Source organism: Burkholderia sp. BDU5 (assembly GCF_001522845.1).
Classification (GTDB): Bacteria; Pseudomonadota; Gammaproteobacteria; order Burkholderiales; family Burkholderiaceae; genus Burkholderia; species Burkholderia mayonis.
Genome location: NZ_LOWC01000038.1, coordinates 17,226 through 35,741, shown reverse-complemented (window position 1 = coordinate 35,741; position 18,516 = coordinate 17,226). Strand labels below are relative to the sequence as shown.

Sequence of the window (18,516 nt, the reverse complement as noted above, 5' to 3'; positions counted from 1 at the left end):
CGCGTCGCCCACGTTTGCTCCGCTTTCGCCCATGCCGCCCGCGTCCGTCGACACACGCTTGCGCCTGCGACATCCCCCACCGCATCAATTGCACGCGTTGCTCCGCCCGAGGCGACGAACCGCAACAATGCATCCCTTCATGCAAAAAAGGCGTGCTAGAATCCGCTCCTCATTGGGGAGTAGCCGCTCCGCCCGAGCCGACGCCGCCCGGCGCGCTCGTGACGGAGGCGTCCGTCAACAGACTTGGCCGTCGCGGCCATGGCGGACGCAGCCCGCAAGGCCTGGCGAGACCGATGGTTCACCGCACGCCGTAGATGGGCCCGGCGCGCGGCGAATCGTCGCTCGCGTTCAACCAGGCCCAGGGATATCCGTTCCGTGACTCAAGCCTTCCTGATCTCGACAGGCGCTGTCGCCCTCGCCGAAATCGGCGACAAGACCCAGTTGCTCTCCCTCGTCCTCGCCGCCCGCTACCGCAAGCCGTTGCCGATCATCGTCGGCGTCTTCGCCGCAACCCTGATCAACCACGGCTTCGCCGGCGCGCTCGGCGAGTGGCTCGGCGTGTATCTGACGCCGTCGGTGATGCGCTGGGCGCTCGCGATCTCGTTCATCGGGATGGGCTTGTGGATTCTCGTGCCGGACAAGCTCGACGCCGACGAGGCGAACGCGAACCGCTCGCGGCTCGGCGTGTTCGGCGCGACGTTCGTCGCATTCTTCCTCGCGGAAATGGGCGACAAGACGCAGATCGCGACCGTCGCGCTCGCCGCGCGCTTCCAGGATTACATCGGCGTCGTCGCCGGCACGACGTTCGGAATGATGCTCGCGAACGTGCCGGCAATCCTGCTCGGCGACCGTTTCGCGCACCGGCTGCCGACGAAGCTCGTCCACGGCATCGCGGCCGTCCTGTTCATCGTGCTCGGCGCGCTCGCGTTCGTCCACGGCGGCGCTTGACGGCACGAAAGCCGCATCAGGCCGGCGGAACATTCGCTGGCGCAGCCCCACGGCGCACTGCAGCGGCTCACAGCGGAGGCTGCGGCCCGTTGTCTGCCGGCCCGGCGCAGCGCCCGCTGCCGAGTGCCGCATCGTGACTTGCCGCTTCATCGGCTTTCCGCCTCGCCAGGTCGTCCGTTCAACGCGCCGGCACCGTAGCGGCGCCGGATGCGGGCGCGGCCGGCGCCGCGCGCTCGTTCGAAGGCATCGGCGCGGGCGCGCCGTTCTTGTCGACAGGCAGCCGCACCGTACGCACGGTGCCGTTGCCGAGTGGGAAGTCGGCGAGCGCCGCACGGGCAAGATACGGCATCGCCTGCAGCAGCGACGAACCGTCGCCCGCGTTGCGCGCCGCGACGTTGTAGACCTCCTTGCCCGTCGCGCGCTCGGTGATCCGGATCTCGAGCGAGCGCTGGAAGATCTGGTAGCTCTGGTTCACGTAGCCCGCCGGAAACGGTCCCCACGGGCCGAACGGCCCCCAGGGGCCGCCGCGCCAGTACGGGCCGGGGCCGAACCACGGGTCGTAGTAGACGGGCTGCGGCACCGACACCCAGTCGCTCTTGATGCCGTACGCGAGGCCGACGAGGTAGCGCGCGTCCTTCGTCGGCACGCGGGTGAACGCGTAGGTCGACAGCTCGTTGCCGACGATCTGCTCGTAAGTCGACTGCTCGAGGCTGTTCTGCTGCTCGGCGGTCCGGACGAACGCGTAGCTGCGCGTCGCGTCGCTGCCGCTCCAGTTCGAGAACGCCGTGACCTGCGTCGCGACATAGGACGTGCAGCCGGACAGCAGCACGATCAGGGCACCCGCGACGAGCGCCGCGCCGCGGATGATGGGATTGCGTTTCATGTTCGTCCTCTTAGTCGGTGGCACCGCGCGGGCTGGCCGGACGTCGCGATGACCGGATCATACGCCGTCGCGCGAGCGCCGCGCCGATAATACAAAGACCGTTCGCGCCGCCGAAAAGTTCGTCCCGCGCACCGCGTGCAAAGGCTTTGTACAATGGGTTTTTGTTGCCGCGCCGCCCGATCGGCGCGCCCCCTCTCTTTCTTACGCCCACGATCGACATGTCCGATACCGCCGCCCCCTCCGCCGTGATCCGCCGTAGCGACTACACGCCGCCTGCGTTCCTGATCGACGCCGTCGCGCTCGAATTCGATCTCGAGCCCGCGCGCACGATCGTCAAGAACACGATGCGCGTGCGCCGCAACCCGGACGCCGCGCCCGCGCCGCACTTCGAGCTGATGGGCGAAGCGCTCGAGTTCGTCGGCGCGCGCGTCGACGGCGAGCCGTACGACGCCGTGCGCGCGCACGAGCACGGCCTGACCATCGAGAACGTGCCCGACGTGTTCGAGCTGACGATCGAGAACGCATGCGCGCCCGAATCGAACACGACGCTGTCCGGCCTCTACGTGTCGAGCGGCAACTTCTTCACGCAGTGCGAGGCGGAAGGCTTCCGGCGCATCACCTACTTCGTCGACCGCCCCGACGTGATGGCGTCGTACACGGTCACGCTGCGCGCGGACAAGGCCGCGTACCCGGTGCTGCTGTCGAACGGCAACCTCGTCGATTCCGGCGAACTGCCGGGCGGCCGCCACTTCGCGAAATGGGAAGACCCGTTCAAGAAGCCGAGCTACCTGTTCGCGCTCGTCGCGGGCAAGCTCGTCAGGCTCGAGGAAAAGATCACGTCGGGCAGCGGCAAGGAAAAACTGCTGCAGGTATGGGTCGAGCCGCAGGATCTCGACAAGACCCGCCACGCGATGGATTCGCTGATCCACTCGATCCGTTGGGACGAGAAGCGCTTCGGCCTCGAGCTCGATCTCGACCGCTTCATGATCGTCGCCGTCGGCGATTTCAACATGGGCGCGATGGAGAACAAGGGGCTCAACATCTTCAACACGAAGTACGTGCTCGCGAATCCGGAGACGGCGACCGACGTCGACTTCGCGAACATCGAATCGGTCGTCGGCCACGAGTATTTCCACAACTGGACCGGCAACCGCGTGACCTGCCGCGACTGGTTCCAGTTGAGCCTGAAGGAAGGCCTGACCGTGTTTCGCGATCAGGAATTCTCGGCCGACATGTCGGCGGGCGGCGGCGAGAACGCGGCCGCGCGCGCGGTCAAGCGGATCGAGGACGTGCGCGTGCTGCGCCAGCTTCAGTTCGCCGAGGACGCGGGCCCGATGGCGCACCCGGTGCGGCCAGAGAGCTACGTCGAGATCAACAACTTCTACACGATGACTGTCTACGAGAAGGGTTCGGAAGTCGTGCGGATGTACCAGACGCTGTTCGGCCGCGATGGCTTCCGCAAGGGGATGGATCTGTACTTCCGGCGTCACGACGGGCAGGCGGTCACGTGCGACGACTTCCGTCACGCGATGGCCGACGCGAACGGCCGCGACCTCGCGCAGTTCGAGCGCTGGTACAGCCAGGCGGGCACGCCGCGCGTGACGGTCCGGACTGCGTACGACGCCGCCGCGAAGCGCTACTCGGTGACGCTGCGGCAAGGCTACGGCGACGCCGCGCCCGCGGCGCGCGAAACGCAGAACGGGCCGCTCCTGATCCCGTTCGCGATCGGTCTGATCGGCGCCGACGGCCGCGATCTGCCGCTGCGCGTCGAAGGCGAGGCGGCCGCGTCCGGCACGACGCGCGTGCTCGAGCTGACCGAATCCGAGACGACGTTCACGTTCGTCGACGTCGACGAGGCGCCGCTGCCGTCCCTGCTGCGCAACTTCTCCGCGCCCGTGATCGTCGAGTACGACTACCGCGACGAAGAACTGGCGTTCCTGCTCGCGCACGACAGCGATCCGTTCAACCGCTGGGAAGCCGGCCAGCGCCTCGCGACGCGCACGCTGCTGACGCTCGCCGCGCGCGCGGCTGCGCAACAGCCGCTCACACTCGACGATGCGTTCATCACCGCGTTCAGGCGCGTGCTGACCGACGACACGCTGTCGCCCGCGTTCCGCGAGCTCGCGCTCACGCTGCCGTCGGAGGCTTACCTCGCCGATCAGATGACCGAAGCCGATCCGGCCGCCGTCCATCGCGCACGCCAGTTCGTGCGCCGCCGGCTCGCCACGGCGCTGCGCGGCGACTGGCTCGCGGTCCACGAACGCCACCAGACGCCGGGCGCGTATGCGCCGACGCCCGACGACGCGGGCCACCGCGCGCTGAAGAACCTCGCGCTCGCGTACCTCGCCGAACTCGACGAGCCGGCCGATGCGATCCGTCTCGCGAACGCCCAATACGATGCCGCGAACAACATGACCGACCGCGCGTCCGCGCTCGTCGCGCTGCTGTCGTCGGCCGCGGGCTCGGCCGACGCCGCGCAGTCGGCGGATCACGCGCTCGACGACTTCTATCGCCGCTTCGAGAAGGAAGCGCTCGTGATCGACAAGTGGTTCTCGATGCAGGCGACGCGGCGCGGAACGCCCGAGCATCCGACGCTCGACGTCGTGCGCAGGCTCCTTGCGCATCCGGCATTCAACCTGAAGAATCCGAACCGCGCGCGCTCGCTGATCTTCGGCTTCTGCTCGGCGAACCCCGCGCAGTTCCATGCGGCCGACGGCTCGGGCTACGCGTTCTGGGCCGACCAGGTGCTCGCGCTCGACGCGCTCAATCCGCAGGTCGCCGCGCGGCTCGCGCGCGCGCTCGAGATGTGGCGGCGCTTCACGCCGGCGCTGCGCGACAAGATGCGCGACGCGCTCGAACGCGTCGCCGCGAACGCGCAGTCGCGCGACGTGCGGGAGATCGTCGAGAAGGCGCTCGCCTGACGGCGCGCCGTATTTTCCAGCGGTAGACGAAAACGAAAAGGCCGGTATCGCGTCATGCGATGCCGGCCTTTTCGTCGAACCGGCGAATCGATTCGAATCGATACGAATCGCGCAACGTCCACGCGGCATGAACGCGTCGACGCGCGGCGCGCACATGCGCCGCGCGCCCATCGCTACGCGCTGCCGCGTCGAATCACACGAGCGCCGTTTGCGCGACCGTCTCGCGCACGCGCTTCGCCGCTTCGACCATCGCGGCGAGCGCCGCGTCGACCTGCTGCCATTCGCGCGTCTTCAATCCGCAGTCCGGATTCACCCACAAGCGCTCCGCCGGAATCCGCTCGAGCGCGAGCAGGATGAGCCGCTCGATCTCGTCCGCGCCGGGCACGCGCGGCGAATGGATGTCGTAGACGCCCGGCCCGATCTCGTTCGGATACTCGAACGTCTCGAACGCGTCGAGCAGTTCCATGTTCGAGCGGGTCGTCTCGATCGAGATCACGTCGGCGTCGAGTGCGGCGATCGACGGCAGGATGTCGCCGAACTCCGAATAGCACATGTGCGTGTGGACCTGCGTCGCGTCGGCGACGCCCGACGACGCGACCTTGAACGCGCGCACCGCCCAGTCGAGATACGCGGCGCGCTCGCGCAGCTTCAGCGGCAGCCCCTCGCGCAGCGCCGGCTCGTCGATCTGGATCATCCCGATGCCGGCCTTCTCGAGATCGAGCGTCTCCTGCCGCAGCGCGAGCGCGATCTGCAGCGCGGTCGTCGCGCGCGGCTGGTCGTCGCGCACGAACGACCATTGCAGCATCGTCACGGGCCCCGTCAGCATCCCCTTCACCGGCTTCGTCGTCAGGTTCTGCGCATAGGTCGCCCAGCCGACCGTCATCGACTCCGGCAAATAGACATCGCCGTAGACGAGCGGCGGCTTCACGCAGCGCGAGCCGTAGCTCTGCACCCAGCCGTTGCTCGTGATCGCGAAGCCCCACAGCAGCTCGCCGAAGTACTCGACCATGTCGTTGCGCTCCGCCTCGCCGTGCACGAGCACGTCGAGTCCGTACGCGAGCTGCTTGTCGATCGCGATGCGCACCTGCTCGCGCATCGCTTCCAGATAGCCGAGATGATCGAGCACGCCCTGCTTGAACGCCGCGCGCGCACGGCGAATCTCCTGCGTCTGCGGGAACGAGCCGATCGTCGTCGTCGGCAACGGCGGCAGGTCGAAGCGCGCTCGCTGCGCGGCCGCGCGCGCCGGATACGCGCTCGCGCGGCGCGCGTCGGCGCCGGTCAATGCCTCGACGCGGCGCTTCACGAGCGGGTTGTGGATGCGCGCCGACGTGCGCCGCGCGGCGGCGGCCGCCGCCGCGTCGTCGAATTCCGCCGCGACCGCCGCGCGCCCCTTCACGAGCGCGTCGCGCAGCGCCGCGACCTCGCGCGTCTTCTGCACCGCGAACGCGAGCCACGACTTCAGCTCATCGTCGAGCTTCGGCTCGTGTGCGAGATCGACGGGCACGTGCAGCAGCGAGCAGCTCGTCGCGACCCACAGCCGCTCGCCGAGCACGTCGCGCACCGGCGCGAGCCGCGCGAGCGAACGGTCGAGGTCGGTGCGCCACACGTTGCGGCCGTCGACGATCCCGCACGACAGCACCTTGTCGGCCGGATAATCGGCGACGAACGCGTCGAGCTGCGCGTCGCCGCGCACGAGGTCGATGTGCAGGCCCGCGACGGGCAGCGCCTTCAAGCGCGCCGCATGCTCGCTCGCATCGTCGAAATACGTCGCGACGAGCAGCTTCGGCGCGTCCGGCACGAGCGCTTCGTAGGTCGGCTGCGCCGCGTCGAGCCACGCGGCGGGCAGATCGAGCGCGAAGATCGGTTCGTCGATCTGCACCCAATCGACGCCCTCTTCCTTCAGCCGCGCGAGCAGCGAACGGTACGCCGGCAGCAGGCGCGGCAGCAGCTCGAGGCGATCGGCGAGCCCGTCGCGCGCCTTGCCGAGCCACAGCAGCGTGAGTGGGCCGACGAGCGCCGCTTTCGCCGAATGGCCGAGCGCGCGTGCCTCCCGCACCTCGTCGAACAGCCACTCGACGCCCGGCCCGAACGACGTCGCCGGCGAATACTCGGGCACGAGGTAGTGGTAATTCGTATCGAACCACTTCGTCATTTCCATCGCCGGCTGCGCGGCGTTGCCGCGCGCGGCCGCGAAGTAGTCGGCAAGCGTGAGCGCGCGGGCGTCGAAGCCGAACCGCGGCGGCAGGCCGCCGACGTGCGCGAGCGTCGTCAGTACGTGGTCGTACCAGGCGAAGTCGCCGACCGTCATGCAATCGAGCCCGGCGTCGCGCTGCGCCCGCCAGTGCGCGGCGCGCAACGCTCGGCCGGTGTCGGCAAGCGCGCGTTCGGCGTCGGCCGAGGCGCCGTCGCGCCAATAGCGCTCGAGGGCGAACTTCAATTCGCGTTGCGCGCCGATGCGCGGAAAACCCAGGATGTGTGCAGTGCTCATCTCGATCCTCCAGAAGTGACCGGTAGTATCGGATTTGCCCTATCATTACTCAAACGAAAGTTTTTGCCGAACAACATGAATATTTTTCAACATCGTCACCGGCCAAGTTTTCCGCAATGATCCGTTCCCCGCTCGAATTCCGGCATCTGCAGACGCTCGTCGCGCTGCGCGACACCGGCAACCTGTCGCGCGCCGCCCAGTATCTGTGCTTGACGCAGTCGGCGCTGTCGCATCAGTTGAAGGCGCTCGAAACGCACTTCGGGCTGCCGCTCTTCGTTCGCAAGTCCGCGCCGCTCACGTTCACCGCGGCGGGCAAGCGCCTCCTCGCACTCGCCGAGCAGGTCGTGCCCGCGATCGAGGAGGCCGAGCGAGACATCGCGCGTCTCGCGCTCGGCACCGATGGCGCGCTGCGGATCGCGGTCGAATGCCACACGTGCTTCGACTGGCTGATGCCCGCGATGGACGCGTTCCGGCAGCGCTGGCCGGAAGTCGAGCTCGACATCGTGTCGGGCTTTCACGCGGACCCGATCGGCCTCCTGCATCAGGACCGCGCGGATCTCGCGATCGTCGCCGAGGCCGACGCCGGCGAGGCGGTCGACTATCACCCGCTCTTTCGCTTCCAGATCGTCGGGCTCGTCGCCAACGACCACGCGCTCGCGCAGCGCGCGTCGCTCGCCGCGGACGACTTCCGCGACGAGACGCTCATCACGTATCCGGTGCCCGACGAGATGCTCGACATCGTAAGGCAGGTGCTGAAGCCCGCCGGCATCGAGCCGAAGCGGCGCACGTCGGAGCTGACGGTCGCGATCCTGCAGCTCGTCGCGAGCCGGCGAGGCGTCGCGGCGCTGCCGCTGTGGGCGGTCGCGACCTACCTGGACAAGCGCTACGTGAGCGCGCGCCCGGTGCTGCGCGCAAACGGCTCGACGCTGTCGGGCGAGCTCTACGCGGCGACGCTGCCCGCGTTCTCGCCGCGCCCGTACGCGGCCGATTTCGTCGCGACGATGCGCGAGACGAGCGCGGCGTCGCTGCCCGAGATCGAGCTGCTGTAGGCGGCGCGCGGCGCGCCGTTCCGACCCGCTTTCGCCGAAAAACCGTCGGCCGCCGCGCACGGCGGGTAAAATCGAGCCTATTCCTATCCCAACATCGAACGCATTCGTCAGCCTCTCGGAGTCCCCATGTCCATTACCCGACGCACCACGCTGTCCAAGTATCTGATCGAGCAGCAGCGTGAGACCAACAACCTCCCCGCCGACCTACGCCTTCTGATCGAAGTGGTCGCGCGCGCGTGCAAGGCGATCAGCTACAACGTGAGCAAGGGCGCGCTGGGCGAAGCGCTCGGCACGGCCGGCAGCGAGAACGTCCAGGGCGAAGTGCAGAAGAAGCTCGACATCCTGTCGAACGAAATCCTGCTCGACGCGAACGAATGGGGCGGCAACCTCGCCGCGATGGCGTCGGAGGAAATGGAGACGTTCTTCCCGATCCCGTCGAACTACCCGCGCGGCGAATACCTGCTCGTGTTCGATCCGCTCGACGGCTCGTCGAACATCGACGTGAACGTGTCGATCGGCACGATCTTCTCGGTGCTGCGCTGTCCGGACGGCCATCAGGCGACCGAGCAGTCGTTCCTTCAGCCGGGCACCGAGCAGGTCGCCGCGGGCTACGCGGTATACGGCCCACAGACCGTGTTCGTGCTGACGACGGGCAACGGCGTGAACTGCTTCACGCTCGACCGCGAAGTCGGCTCGTGGGTGCTCACGCAGAGCAACCTGCGCATTCCGGAGGACACGCGCGAATACGCGATCAACGCGTCGAACGCGCGCCACTGGTACGACCCGGTGAAACGCTACGTCGACGAGCTGAACGCAGGCGCCGACGGCCCGCGCGGCGAGAATTTCAACATGCGCTGGATCGCGTCGATGGTCGCCGACGTGCACCGGATCCTGAACCGCGGCGGCATCTTCATGTATCCGGCCGACAAGCGCACGCCGGACCGCCCGGGCAAGCTGCGCCTGATGTACGAAGCGAACCCGATGTCGTTCATCGTCGAGCAGGCGGGCGGCGCGGCGACGACGGGCCTGCAGCGCATCCTCGACGTGCAGCCGACCGGCCTGCACCAGCGCGTGCCGGTGATCCTCGGCTCGAAGAACGAAGTCGAGCGCGTCACGCGCTATCACGAAGACGCCCAGCCGTAACGCGGAATCGCGCCGGTCGGGCGCCGCCCCGCTCTTTCGCATGCGATCTGTGCGGCATGCGGGGCCCGCTCGGCCGGGTGACGCGTGAACAAGGCGTCGCTCGCACGATGCCCTTCGCAGCGGGAGCACGCGTTTTGATCGATGCGAGCCAGTCGAATGCCGGCAAACCGGCCTGAATCGATCGCCCGCATGCCCGTCGAATCAGGCAGTTACCGGCATCGACAAAAAATACCGATTTTTTTGCCAAACCCTCTTGCCAGCCCGCCGCTAGCTCCCTATAATTTTATTTCTTTGTTGCCGGTGTAGCTCAGTTGGTAGAGCAGCGCATTCGTAATGCGAAGGTCGTAGGTTCGACTCCTATCTCCGGCACCAAGTAATTCAAGGGCTTAGCCGCAAGGCTAGGCCCTTTTTACTTCCAGCCTGTCAACGAAGTGTCAACGCGCGGACAAGCGCACCGCCAACCCTCTCCCGCTACCTAGGCTCGCTTTTCTCGAACTCCTTCGAGTACGCGTAAATCTTCGCAAACAGCGCGTCGTCACCAAAAGCCCGTGCGGCCATAGCAAAGCTTACGATCGCTCGATACACATAGTTCCAGACGTCAGCAGCGTGATCACCCCAAAACGGCGTTCCACGCATTCCCGCCATATGAAACCGGGCAGGCTGACCGCCATACATTTCCATCAAGTGCGGCGACGCCCCGTGCACGAACCCCGAATTCGTCTTGTGAATCGCCTGCATCGCCGCCACACCGCCGCTCGGATTCGGCCCGGCAACAGGATTACTCGAAAGGTAAGCGTGAATCCGCGATCGACGGATACTTGGCCGTTTGATCCGCGTGTCGTGCGGCCTATCAGCGTCCTCGAAGTCCTCCAGGAAAAACTCTTCGAGAAACTGGCGGTGTAAGTCCGTTTCCCCGAGAAGCAGCCCGAGCGCCAGAAAGCTAACATCCTCGCAAGCCTCATCCACCATGCGGCAAACCGCAGCCTGCTCTTGAATGTAGCCCTCATCGAGCAGGAGCAGCACCGCCCTAAGTCCGCTCACGACCCTCGCCATCTTCTGAACAATCGCCTGCCGGGCGCCCTGCTCCGCGTAGCGAAAACCGTGAGCCGTTCGCGCAAAAGTGGTCATCACAGGTGGATCAATACGGCCGCACAGGTCATGCGTCGTGGCCTCCATATTGCTCAGCGCTTGCGCATACAGGTCTCTTCGCTTCATATTGTTCGTCCCCATCCTTCGCCCCGAAAGCCGTCAACCGACCATCTAACCTAGATACCGGATTCAGCATCTTCGCCTCCTGAAGGTGCTCCGGCGACAGATGCGCATACCTCATAGTCATCGTCAGGTTAGCGTGCCCCAATATTCGCTGCAGCGTCAAAATGTTACCGCCGTTCATCATGAAATGGCTCGCGAAGGTATGCCGCAACACATGCGTCAACTGCCCGGCCGGAAGCTCTAACCCAGCCCGCTCGACGGCTTCGCGGAACGCCGAGAACGCCGTCGAAAAAATCCGGACACCGCGCCCATGTGCATCCGCATGAGCCAACATACGCTGCTGCAACCTGTCGTCGATCGGAACCGCACGAGTACGCCGACTTTTCGTCCTGGAGAACTGTATCTGGCCGTTCCGAACTTGACTGCGCGTCAACGTCTCAGCCTCAGACCACCGCGCGCCTGTAGACAAGCACACGATCGCAATCAGCTCAGCCCCAGGGTTTCTGGACGCCTGCAACTCGCGAAGCAACACACGGATCGACTCGGCATCGAGAAACGATAGCTCCCGCTCCTGCACCTTGAACTGTCGCAGCTTTCCCAGCGGATTCTCGCGCTCCCACAAGCCAAGGCGGGAAAGCTCGTTAAACACGGCCCGCAGCGTAGCGTGCTCCCGGTTCATATTCGACGCACTAATACCAGCTTCGAGTCGCTTAGCTCGATAGCTCGCGAACATGTCGGCCGAAAAGGTATCCGCGGTTGGCTCACACGCACGTGCGGATCGCTGATTTGCTTGAATCGACTGTCGGCATCGAGCGCCGAAATCGCCACATCGAGCATCGAACTCGAAAAGCGCAGCGCCGTAGGATCGGCATCCGTTGAACCGTTCGACAAACTCAGCTTGCCGCCCCAACCCGGAATACCGCCAAACAGGCTCGCCACGATGCTGAAGGCCGAATTGCGTGAATTGATGTTGGACACCTCATACACCCACCCACGCACCACGACCTCGCCCGGCACGCGATCCAGTTCAGCGAGCACCTTTTTCAAATCACGAATCTCCGACGCCTCGCCCGAGAACACCAATTCGTCAGCCGAAGTCACAGAGGCGCGCGACGACGCAATTGGCACTCGTGCAGGAGCAGCACCCGACTCTCGATAAGCCTTTGTTTTGTAACGCACAGTCATTTCATACGAGCATTCGTAATGCGAAGGTCGTAGGTTCGACTCCTATCTCCGGCACCAACAGATTCAAGGGCCGCGACGCGAAAGCGTCGCGGCCCTTTTCGATTTGTGCGTCCGCTTTCCCGTAGCCGTGCGTGCATCGCGTTCGCCGCAGCGACGCCATTGACAAGCGCGCATCGCCGCGCAGTGCGGTCATCTTGATGACGACCTGCTGCGAGCCCCAGCAAAGGCATAGAACCAGCGTGACCGCGATCGATACGACATCCGGCGAGCGACGGGTTTCGAGCACGACGACCTCCGGCGAAGATGAGCGAACGACTTCGATGCCGGCTTCCGGATACGCCTTGCACCTACGGCATCGCGTCACGAAGAAGCGACGCGCCGGTCGCGCGCATCCTCGGACGAGCGATCCCAAGACCAATATCTCCGCGACGACGATAGATCTGCGCCCCCCGACATCCGGCCAATACGCGAAGATCGCCAAAGGACAAGGAAAGACGGAGTTCCACAACTTCGCTTTTTCTTGTCGGGCGCTCGAGCACAACTCAACGCGAGCGAGGATCTTCATGAATCGACAAAACGTATTCGTCCGAGACGGCCGAAGATCGTCGGCGAAGTCGCTCGTCCGTCCCCTTCCCGCATCTTCAGCGCCGTCCCGGATATGCCGCCCTTCGCCGCGATCCCATCCGTTTGAAAGCGGCACGTTCAGCACAGCATCAAACGGCTCCGCATCAAAGCGTCTCGATCTAAAGGATCGCGCCCGCGATTCGTTCGCCCCATGAACAGTGACGCACCGCACGGTGCGCCCGTCCCGCACCCGCTACCGTTGGAACGCTTTGCAGCGCGAACGATTCGGCAGCTCGCTGCGATGCCGCATGCGTATCGTTCGCTGATGCGATCGAATGTCTGCAAGAGAATCGATCGCAAGTTTTCCTTACGTTTTTATTTCAATCCGCTCACCAAAATCCGGCTCGCAAAAAAATAGTTGGTCAATCCGGACGAGGTGCGTAACATTACTTAACGATCCTGACCCGTCTATTGCAGTAAATTGCGTGTGCGACGCTCCGGGATCGGCGTGTGATCCGCGTCACGTCACAGGCATCGCCCGACGTCGGTTAATTCGTGGAAGTTAACAAAGGAGAGGACCACCATGGCTCATGGCTTGATTATGTGGCTCATCATCGGCGCAATTGCCGGCTGGCTTGCCGGTTTGCTCGTGAAGGGCGGCGGCTTCGGGCTGCTCGTGGACATCATCGTCGGCATCGTCGGCGCAGTCATCGGCGGCTGGCTCGCCGGCATTCTCGGCATTCACATCGGCGGCGGGTTCATCAGCTCGATCATCGTCGCCGTCATCGGCGCCGTCATCCTGTTGTTCGTGATCCGGCTATTCAAGCGAGCCTGACGTGTACGTCGCCCGGCGCGCCGCATGGCCGCCGGGCGCTTTCCCCGCCTTCCCTCCATCTCCGCGGCCGCGCCGCGTCTTCTTCCTCCACGCGCACCGATCTTTCGATCGCCCCCTTGCTCGAAAAGCCTTCGTACGCGATCGCGCATTCACGCGCAAGACGCCACGCGCCGCCGTGTAAACTGTCGGCAAGCCGAAATGATTCCGGCATGCCGACGACAGCGCTTTCAGCACGCCGATCTTCAGTTATCCCGACGTTGCAGCCACGCATCGAGCACGCCCGGCGCGAGCAGCCCGCTCTTCGCACGCCGCGCGCCGTCCGCACCGATCCATAGCGTACGCGGCAGCTCGCCGCGCCAGCCTGGATCGAGCGCCGCACGCAACCGCTCCGGCATCGGCTCGGCGTTCGCGTATTGCGCGACGCTCTCGGGCAACTTCATCTGCGCGAGCGCGTCGACGAGCTGCCGTGCATGCTCGTCGAGCGAATCGAGCGAGACGAGCGCGATTCGCACCTGCGGATGTCGCCGCTGCCATTCGACGAGATGCGCGACGTTCTCGCGGCAATAGCCGCAGTCGAGCGACCAGACTTCGACGACGAGCGGCGCGCCGCGCCCGCTCGCATAAAGCGGCGCGACGTCCGCCGCGCGCAGCGGCTGCGGCTCGGCCGCGGCGCTCGACGCCGTGACGACGAGCGCCGCGAACAAGAAGACGATGCGCATCATCGCTTTTCCTCCACATCGATCAAACGATAGCCGTCGTTGCGCGTGCGCCATGACAGATAGACGCGTCCGCGGTCGAGCAGCAATTGCGGGTTGTCGCTCGCGCCCGACGTTTCCGCGAGCGTGCGCGGCGCGCCCCAATGCGCGCCGCCGTCGTCGGAGCGGCGCAGCCTGATGCGCATCGCGTCGCCGTCGAACGCCTTCCACGCGAGCCACAGCGTGTCGCGTTGCGCGACGAGCGCCGCGTGCGACGCCTGCTCGTTCGGCGTCGCCGGATCGTCGCCGAACGCGAACGGCGTGCCGAGCGGCACACCGTTCGCGTCGAGCCTCGAATAGAACACGTCGGCCTTGCCGTCGACCACGCCGAACCACGCGAGATGGCGCACGCCGTCCGTCGTGATCGCAAGCGCGGGCCCGTGATCGGGACACGCTTCGACGTGCCAGTTCGAGAACGTCGCGCGCACGGGCTCGATCGCGCGATCCGCCGATGCGGGCAGCATCGCGAGCGCATGGTCGCGGATCTGCCCCGGAAACACGTTGCGCCACGCGGCCTGCACGCGGCCGCCGGGATCGATCGCCATCGCGATCCGGCAGCATTCGCACGTGTGATCCGTCACCTTGCGCTCCGGCTCGAACGTCGCGCCGCCGTCGGTCGACACCGCGTAGTAGATCGCCGCGCCGTCGTAAGAGCGCCCTGCCCGCTGCGCGGCGACGAGATCGCGCTTGTCGATCCACGCAACGAAGATTCGGCCTTGCGGATCGACCGTCAGCATGTCGAAGCGATGCGTGATCGCCTGCCGGTCGCGATGCACGGTGATCGGCACCGACCACGTCGCGCCGCCGTCGAGTGAGCGCGAGAAGCGCACCATTCCGGTATACGGCGCGTCGAGCGGCATCGACCACGTGACGTAGATCGCGCGTCCGTCCGGGCTCGCGGCGACCTTCGGCCGATTCTCGGCGCTCGTGTAGACCGGTTCGGGCAGCGCGTTGACCGTCACGGGCGCGGACAGCGTGCGCCCGGCGTCGTCCGAATGCGCGGCGACGACGTGCTGCCCTTCGACCCATGTGATCCACAGCCGATGACGCGCATCGAATGCGGCCCCCGTCGCGAGCGGCGCCTTTTGCGTCGAGCCCGCTGTCATGGAGTCCATCGCCATGTGCGCGGCATGCGGCACGGACGCGCCCGCCGCCGGCTGCACATCGTGCGCGAGCGCACCGCATGCGAACGCGAACAGCGCGCCGCCCGAGAGAAAGTGCTTCACAGCGACCATTTCAACTCTCCATAGAACGTCCGGCCCGGATACGGGTGGAACACGTAGTAGCGGCGGTCGGTGACGTTGTCGATGCCGAACGACGCGAGCCAGTGGCGATCGAACCGATAGCGCGCCTTCAGGTCGACGACCGTAAACGAGCTGGTGCCGCCGTACACGTTCGGGTTCACGTCGCTGTTATCGAGCGTGTTGTACTGGCGCCCCGAATAGCGAACACCGACGCTCGTCATCCAGTGCTCGTCGAAGCGGTACGACGCGAGCAGGTTCGCGCGCATTCGCGGGATTCGCGGCCAGCGCGCGCCGACATAGTTCGGATTCGCCGTGTCGGCAAGCGTCTGCGCATTTGTCGCGGACACGTTCGCGTCGACGTCGAGTCCCTTGATCCCGACGTCCTGCCCCGAAAACGCGAGCTCGACGCCTCGCACGCGCACGCGGTCGACGTTCGAGATGTTCGTGTACGTCGATGCGCCGACGACCGTCGTCTGGCTGTAGATCGAGTTGCGCAGATCGCTCTGGAACACGCTCGCGCGCACGACGCCGAAACCGACGTCGCGCTCGGCCGTGAAGTCCCAGTCGATCGCCTTTTCCGGCTGCAGGTTCGGGTTGTTGTTGACGATCGCGTTGTTCGAGATCGTTCCCTGAAACAGCTCGGAGACGGTCGGAAAGCGCGTGCCCGTCGCGAACGACAACCGGAAGCGCCACGCGTGCGCGGGCTGCCATTCGAGCGCGAGCTTCGGCGACAGCGCAGTCGCGCCGCGATCCGCATAGCCGAGCGTCGCGTTCGCGTTGCCGAGCTCGCCGCCGTATGCGTCCCAGCGCTCATAGCGCAGGCCGAGCGTCGCGAGCCAGCCGGGCGCGAAGCGCCACGCGTCCTGCGCGTACAGCGCCTGCGTGCGTGTGTTGCCGCCATAGCTGCTCGCGAGCGTCGTCGGCACCGCGTTCAACCAGTTCGCCGTATTGTAGGTCGCGTTGCGCAGGAAATAAGTGTCGAAGTGATAGCCGAACGAGAAGCGATGCCCGCGCACGTCGGGCGATTCCGCGCGCAGATCGACGGTGCGCCAGCCGGTGCCGTCGCCGCGGAACACCGTGCCCGCGCCGCCGTCCCACGCGGCGGGGGGCGCACTCGACGCCGCGCGCAGCACGTCTCGCGACACATCGTACGCGGACGCGCTCGCCGACAGCTTCCAGCCCGACGCGAGCCGCGCGTCGAGCCCGAGTCCGTACAGCCAGTTCTCCTGGTCACCGTTCTGCGGCGCGAACGCGGTCGGCGACACCGTGTAATTGCGCCCGCCGAACGACACGTTTCCGCCATATACGGGGTTGCCCGCCGCGTCGCGCAAGAACGTGTCGCCGTGCTGGCTGTAGTGATTCTCCCAATGTCCCAGCGTGACCGTCGCGTCGATATGATCGGTGAACGCATAGCCGAAGCGCAGCGTCTCGTTGAGCTGCTCGGTGCGCTCGATCGTCTGCGCACCGACGATCGTCCGCGGCCGGCCGTTCGGGCCAACGTCGGAAACCGCGCCCGTCACCGGCACCGGCGCGCCGAGCCTCGAGTCGTACGCGCCGTTCGGGCTCGCGTACTGCATCGGCTGACCGTCGTTTTCGAGCCGGTCGAGCGACAGCGCGTACCAGAAGCGCCCGATCCGGTCGGCGATCCGCGCGGTCTGGTGGTTGCCGCCGAAGCTGTCGGCGAAGCCGTAGCCGTCGCGGTAGCGCTGCGTGAAGAACTGCGTCGACACCGACGCCTCGAGCCGCTCCGGCTTGCGCGTCGTGATCTGCACGGTCGAGCCGATCGCGTTGCCCGGGTAGAGCGCGGAGAACGGGCCGTACAGCACGTCGACGCGTGCGATGTCGTCTGGCTGGATCAGCGACCAGCGCGGCGGGTACGAATAGCTCGAGCCGAGCAGATTGGATAGCAGCAGGCCGTCCGCGTAGACGAGCCCGCGCGCGCTCTGCAACTCGTTGAAGTCGCGGCCTGCGAACACGGAGTTGCGATCGCCGATGTAGCGCCGGCGCACCATCAGGTTCGGCGCGTACTTGAGCGCGTCTTCGGTCGTCACGTTGACGTGCGAGTCGATCTGCTCGCGTGTGAGCGCCTCGACGACGCCAGGCGTGTCGGGCGCGAATGCGGAACGCTGCGCGGTGACGGTGACGACATCCAAGGTTTTCCCGGATGTCGTCGTCGCCGCGGCGGCGTCGGACGTTGAATCGGTAGGCGCGGTGCCCGTCGGCGCCGCATGGGCGACGGGCCAGGCGAATGACGCGAGGCAGGCGGCCGCAAGCCGCCGGCGCGCGACGTACGCGGCAAGAGCATTGGACATGGACAAGCAAATCCTGAAAACGGGGTCGACGAATCGCCGCGAACGCGAACGCGCGCCATGCCGGTCTTCGCGAAGAAGAAGTGCGGACATGGCGCGGGGGTACCGCGCGCGCGACGGCGCTCACGCGTGGTGACGCGCGAGCGAATTGCAGGGATCAGACCGGGACGGTTTCAGGCGGGGCGCGCGGCTGCGCGATGCGCACGCCGCGGCGGAAGAAGACGGCGGGCCGCTCGACGCGGCTCGCATACGCGAATGCGCGGACGAAGCCCGGCAACGCGGGCGCGCTCGAGCTGAGCGCGACGTTGGCAGCGAAGCCGGGACAGTAGACGCAATGCGCGCCGTGCGCGAGCGAGCCGTTGTCCTGGCGCGTCCCGCCGTCGACGACGATGCGCTTTGCGCCCGCTGCGCTGCACAAATCGAGCGCGAACGGCGCGTCGGACGCGTTCGCGGCGGCGCGCGCGTAGCCGATGACGGGCGACAGTACGTTGAGTACCAGCGCCAGCCATACGAGGCTCATCCATCGCGTCGAACGTTTCATCGCAGCTCGATAAAAAGAGGCGCGCAGTATAACAAGGCAGTTCGCGATTGCGCTGCGTAGGATGCGCATCCGTGCGGGATCGCGCATTGCTGCCGATCAACGCAAACGCATGTGCCGTTTAAGCAACATAGACAAAATCTAACGATTGAACGCTGGCACAAAGCAAAGCTTGCGATCGATAATCATCCTACCCAAGGAGAGAGATTATGGACGAAAGGCCAACCCGCATCCCGCCGCCCGAGAAAGTGATGAGCCCGGACCCAGAGCCCGTGGCCGTCGAGTTTCTCGCCGAGCTGCCCGAGCATGTGCGCGCGTTCTTCGACGAACAGCACAAGCTGTGCACGCCGAAGTGACCGTGCGTTCGCTGACGGCGCGCTCGGGCCGGTGAACCGTCGCGTGCTCGCGAACGCTTCCGTGCGCTCCACCGCTTCCTCGTCTC

General features: G+C 66.1%; 16 protein-coding genes, 1 tRNA gene and 1 riboswitch. Of the genes, 7 read left to right on the top strand and 10 right to left on the bottom strand.

The window, feature by feature from the left end; all coding sequences use genetic code 11:
• The first annotated feature begins 162 nt into the window (after nucleotides 1–162).
• Nucleotides 163–299, top strand: a riboswitch (yybP-ykoY riboswitch).
• A 76-nt stretch (nucleotides 300–375) separates the two neighbouring features.
• The gene (locus tag WS69_RS07845; RefSeq protein ID WP_059470230.1) at nucleotides 376–948 is read left to right on the top strand and encodes a TMEM165/GDT1 family protein; all 573 of its coding nucleotides are present in this window, start codon (nucleotides 376–378) and stop codon (nucleotides 946–948) included.
• Between the two features lie 178 nt (nucleotides 949–1,126).
• Here the strand turns inward: WS69_RS07845 and WS69_RS07840 are convergent, their stop codons facing one another.
• Nucleotides 1,127–1,831, bottom strand: coding sequence for a DUF4136 domain-containing protein (locus WS69_RS07840; protein WP_059470229.1), 705 nt, complete (start codon nucleotides 1,829–1,831; stop codon nucleotides 1,127–1,129).
• Nucleotides 1,832–2,049: 218 nt separating this feature from the next.
• On the opposite strand from WS69_RS07840, the gene pepN reads away from it, so the two are divergent.
• Nucleotides 2,050–4,752: an aminopeptidase N gene (gene pepN / locus WS69_RS07835; RefSeq protein WP_059470228.1), complete on the top strand. Its 2,703-nt coding sequence runs from the start codon at nucleotides 2,050–2,052 to the stop codon at nucleotides 4,750–4,752.
• Between the two features lie 193 nt (nucleotides 4,753–4,945).
• Here the strand turns inward: pepN and metE are convergent, their stop codons facing one another.
• Nucleotides 4,946–7,240, bottom strand: coding sequence for a 5-methyltetrahydropteroyltriglutamate--homocysteine S-methyltransferase (gene metE / locus WS69_RS07830; RefSeq protein WP_059470227.1), 2,295 nt, complete (start codon nucleotides 7,238–7,240; stop codon nucleotides 4,946–4,948).
• A gap of 116 nt (nucleotides 7,241–7,356) precedes the next feature.
• Between metE and WS69_RS07825 the strand changes: the two genes are divergently transcribed.
• The 3 genes from WS69_RS07825 to WS69_RS07815 all read left to right on the top strand — a co-directional run bounded on the left by WS69_RS07825 (nucleotide 7,357) and on the right by WS69_RS07815 (nucleotide 9,804).
• Nucleotides 7,357–8,289 carry a LysR family transcriptional regulator gene (locus WS69_RS07825; protein WP_059470226.1) on the top strand — a complete coding sequence of 311 codons (933 nt, stop codon included), beginning with the start codon at nucleotides 7,357–7,359 and terminating at the stop codon, nucleotides 8,287–8,289.
• 126 nt (nucleotides 8,290–8,415) lie between these two features.
• The gene (locus tag WS69_RS07820; protein WP_059470225.1) at nucleotides 8,416–9,432 is read left to right on the top strand and encodes a class 1 fructose-bisphosphatase; all 1,017 of its coding nucleotides are present in this window, start codon (nucleotides 8,416–8,418) and stop codon (nucleotides 9,430–9,432) included.
• A 296-nt stretch (nucleotides 9,433–9,728) separates the two neighbouring features.
• Nucleotides 9,729–9,804, top strand: a tRNA-Thr gene (locus WS69_RS07815).
• 99 nt (nucleotides 9,805–9,903) lie between these two features.
• Here the strand turns inward: WS69_RS07815 and WS69_RS07810 are convergent.
• The 4 genes from WS69_RS07810 to WS69_RS33080 are packed head-to-tail and all read right to left on the bottom strand — an operon-like array spanning nucleotide 9,904 to nucleotide 12,538.
• On the bottom strand, nucleotides 9,904–10,647 hold the full coding sequence (locus tag WS69_RS07810) for a hypothetical protein (RefSeq protein ID WP_231747093.1): 744 nt from the start codon (nucleotides 10,645–10,647) through the stop codon (nucleotides 9,904–9,906).
• Nucleotides 10,589–11,377, bottom strand: coding sequence for a phage integrase (locus WS69_RS07805; protein WP_442854893.1), 789 nt, complete (start codon nucleotides 11,375–11,377; stop codon nucleotides 10,589–10,591). The genes WS69_RS07810 and WS69_RS07805 overlap by 59 nt, the downstream gene beginning before the upstream one ends.
• The gene (locus WS69_RS30465; RefSeq protein WP_197419224.1) at nucleotides 11,320–11,829 is read right to left on the bottom strand and encodes a hypothetical protein; all 510 of its coding nucleotides are present in this window, start codon (nucleotides 11,827–11,829) and stop codon (nucleotides 11,320–11,322) included. Before WS69_RS30465 ends, WS69_RS07805 begins: the two co-directional genes overlap by 58 nt.
• 1 nt (nucleotide 11,830) lies before the next feature.
• The gene (locus WS69_RS33080) at nucleotides 11,831–12,538 is read right to left on the bottom strand and encodes a hypothetical protein (RefSeq protein WP_156437995.1); all 708 of its coding nucleotides are present in this window, start codon (nucleotides 12,536–12,538) and stop codon (nucleotides 11,831–11,833) included.
• Nucleotides 12,539–12,976: 438 nt separating this feature from the next.
• On the opposite strand from WS69_RS33080, the gene WS69_RS07795 reads away from it, so the two are divergent.
• Entirely contained in the window at nucleotides 12,977–13,228 is a 252-nt protein-coding gene (locus tag WS69_RS07795; protein ID WP_025990481.1) for a GlsB/YeaQ/YmgE family stress response membrane protein, read from the top strand.
• Between the two features lie 242 nt (nucleotides 13,229–13,470).
• On the opposite strand, the gene WS69_RS07790 is transcribed toward WS69_RS07795, so the two are convergent.
• The 4 genes from WS69_RS07790 to WS69_RS07775 all read right to left on the bottom strand — a co-directional run bounded on the left by WS69_RS07790 (nucleotide 13,471) and on the right by WS69_RS07775 (nucleotide 18,077).
• Entirely contained in the window at nucleotides 13,471–13,950 is a 480-nt protein-coding gene (locus WS69_RS07790; protein ID WP_059470222.1) for a TlpA family protein disulfide reductase, read from the bottom strand.
• Nucleotides 13,947–15,218, bottom strand: coding sequence for a sialidase family protein (locus WS69_RS07785; protein ID WP_059470221.1), 1,272 nt, complete (start codon nucleotides 15,216–15,218; stop codon nucleotides 13,947–13,949). Before WS69_RS07785 ends, WS69_RS07790 begins: the two co-directional genes overlap by 4 nt.
• Nucleotides 15,206–17,539 carry a TonB-dependent receptor gene (locus WS69_RS07780; RefSeq protein WP_059470220.1) on the bottom strand — a complete coding sequence of 778 codons (2,334 nt, stop codon included), beginning with the start codon at nucleotides 17,537–17,539 and terminating at the stop codon, nucleotides 15,206–15,208. The genes WS69_RS07785 and WS69_RS07780 overlap by 13 nt, the downstream gene beginning before the upstream one ends.
• Nucleotides 17,540–17,693: 154 nt before the next feature.
• Nucleotides 17,694–18,077, bottom strand: a complete 384-nt coding sequence (locus tag WS69_RS07775; RefSeq protein WP_059470219.1) for a DUF2946 domain-containing protein — start codon at nucleotides 18,075–18,077, stop codon at nucleotides 17,694–17,696.
• A 206-nt stretch (nucleotides 18,078–18,283) separates the two neighbouring features.
• On the opposite strand from WS69_RS07775, the gene WS69_RS34050 reads away from it, so the two are divergent.
• Nucleotides 18,284–18,430, top strand: coding sequence for a hypothetical protein (locus WS69_RS34050; protein ID WP_038750945.1), 147 nt, complete (start codon nucleotides 18,284–18,286; stop codon nucleotides 18,428–18,430).
• Nucleotides 18,431–18,516 lie beyond the last annotated feature (86 nt).

Excerpts from the sequence above, each read along its gene's own strand:
- WS69_RS07840 (WP_059470229.1), bottom strand. The coding sequence starts at position 1,831 with ATGAAACGCAATCCCATCATCCGCGGCGCGGCGCTCGTCGCGGGTGCC.
- pepN (WP_059470228.1), top strand. The coding sequence starts at position 2,050 with ATGTCCGATACCGCCGCCCCCTCCGCCGTGATCCGCCGTAGCGACTAC.
- metE (WP_059470227.1), bottom strand. The coding sequence starts at position 7,240 with ATGAGCACTGCACACATCCTGGGTTTTCCGCGCATCGGCGCGCAACGC.
- WS69_RS07825 (WP_059470226.1), top strand. The coding sequence starts at position 7,357 with ATGATCCGTTCCCCGCTCGAATTCCGGCATCTGCAGACGCTCGTCGCG.
- WS69_RS07820 (WP_059470225.1), top strand. The coding sequence starts at position 8,416 with ATGTCCATTACCCGACGCACCACGCTGTCCAAGTATCTGATCGAGCAG.
- WS69_RS07810 (WP_231747093.1), bottom strand. The coding sequence starts at position 10,647 with ATGAAGCGAAGAGACCTGTATGCGCAAGCGCTGAGCAATATGGAGGCC.
- WS69_RS07805 (WP_442854893.1), bottom strand. The coding sequence starts at position 11,377 with ATGTTCGCGAGCTATCGAGCTAAGCGACTCGAAGCTGGTATTAGTGCG.
- WS69_RS30465 (WP_197419224.1), bottom strand. The coding sequence starts at position 11,829 with ATGACTGTGCGTTACAAAACAAAGGCTTATCGAGAGTCGGGTGCTGCT.
- WS69_RS07795 (WP_025990481.1), top strand. The coding sequence starts at position 12,977 with ATGGCTCATGGCTTGATTATGTGGCTCATCATCGGCGCAATTGCCGGC.
- WS69_RS07790 (WP_059470222.1), bottom strand. The coding sequence starts at position 13,950 with ATGATGCGCATCGTCTTCTTGTTCGCGGCGCTCGTCGTCACGGCGTCG.
- WS69_RS07785 (WP_059470221.1), bottom strand. The coding sequence starts at position 15,218 with ATGGTCGCTGTGAAGCACTTTCTCTCGGGCGGCGCGCTGTTCGCGTTC.
- WS69_RS07780 (WP_059470220.1), bottom strand. The coding sequence starts at position 17,539 with ATGTCCAATGCTCTTGCCGCGTACGTCGCGCGCCGGCGGCTTGCGGCC.
- WS69_RS07775 (WP_059470219.1), bottom strand. The coding sequence starts at position 18,077 with ATGAAACGTTCGACGCGATGGATGAGCCTCGTATGGCTGGCGCTGGTA.
- WS69_RS34050 (WP_038750945.1), top strand. The coding sequence starts at position 18,284 with ATGGACGAAAGGCCAACCCGCATCCCGCCGCCCGAGAAAGTGATGAGC.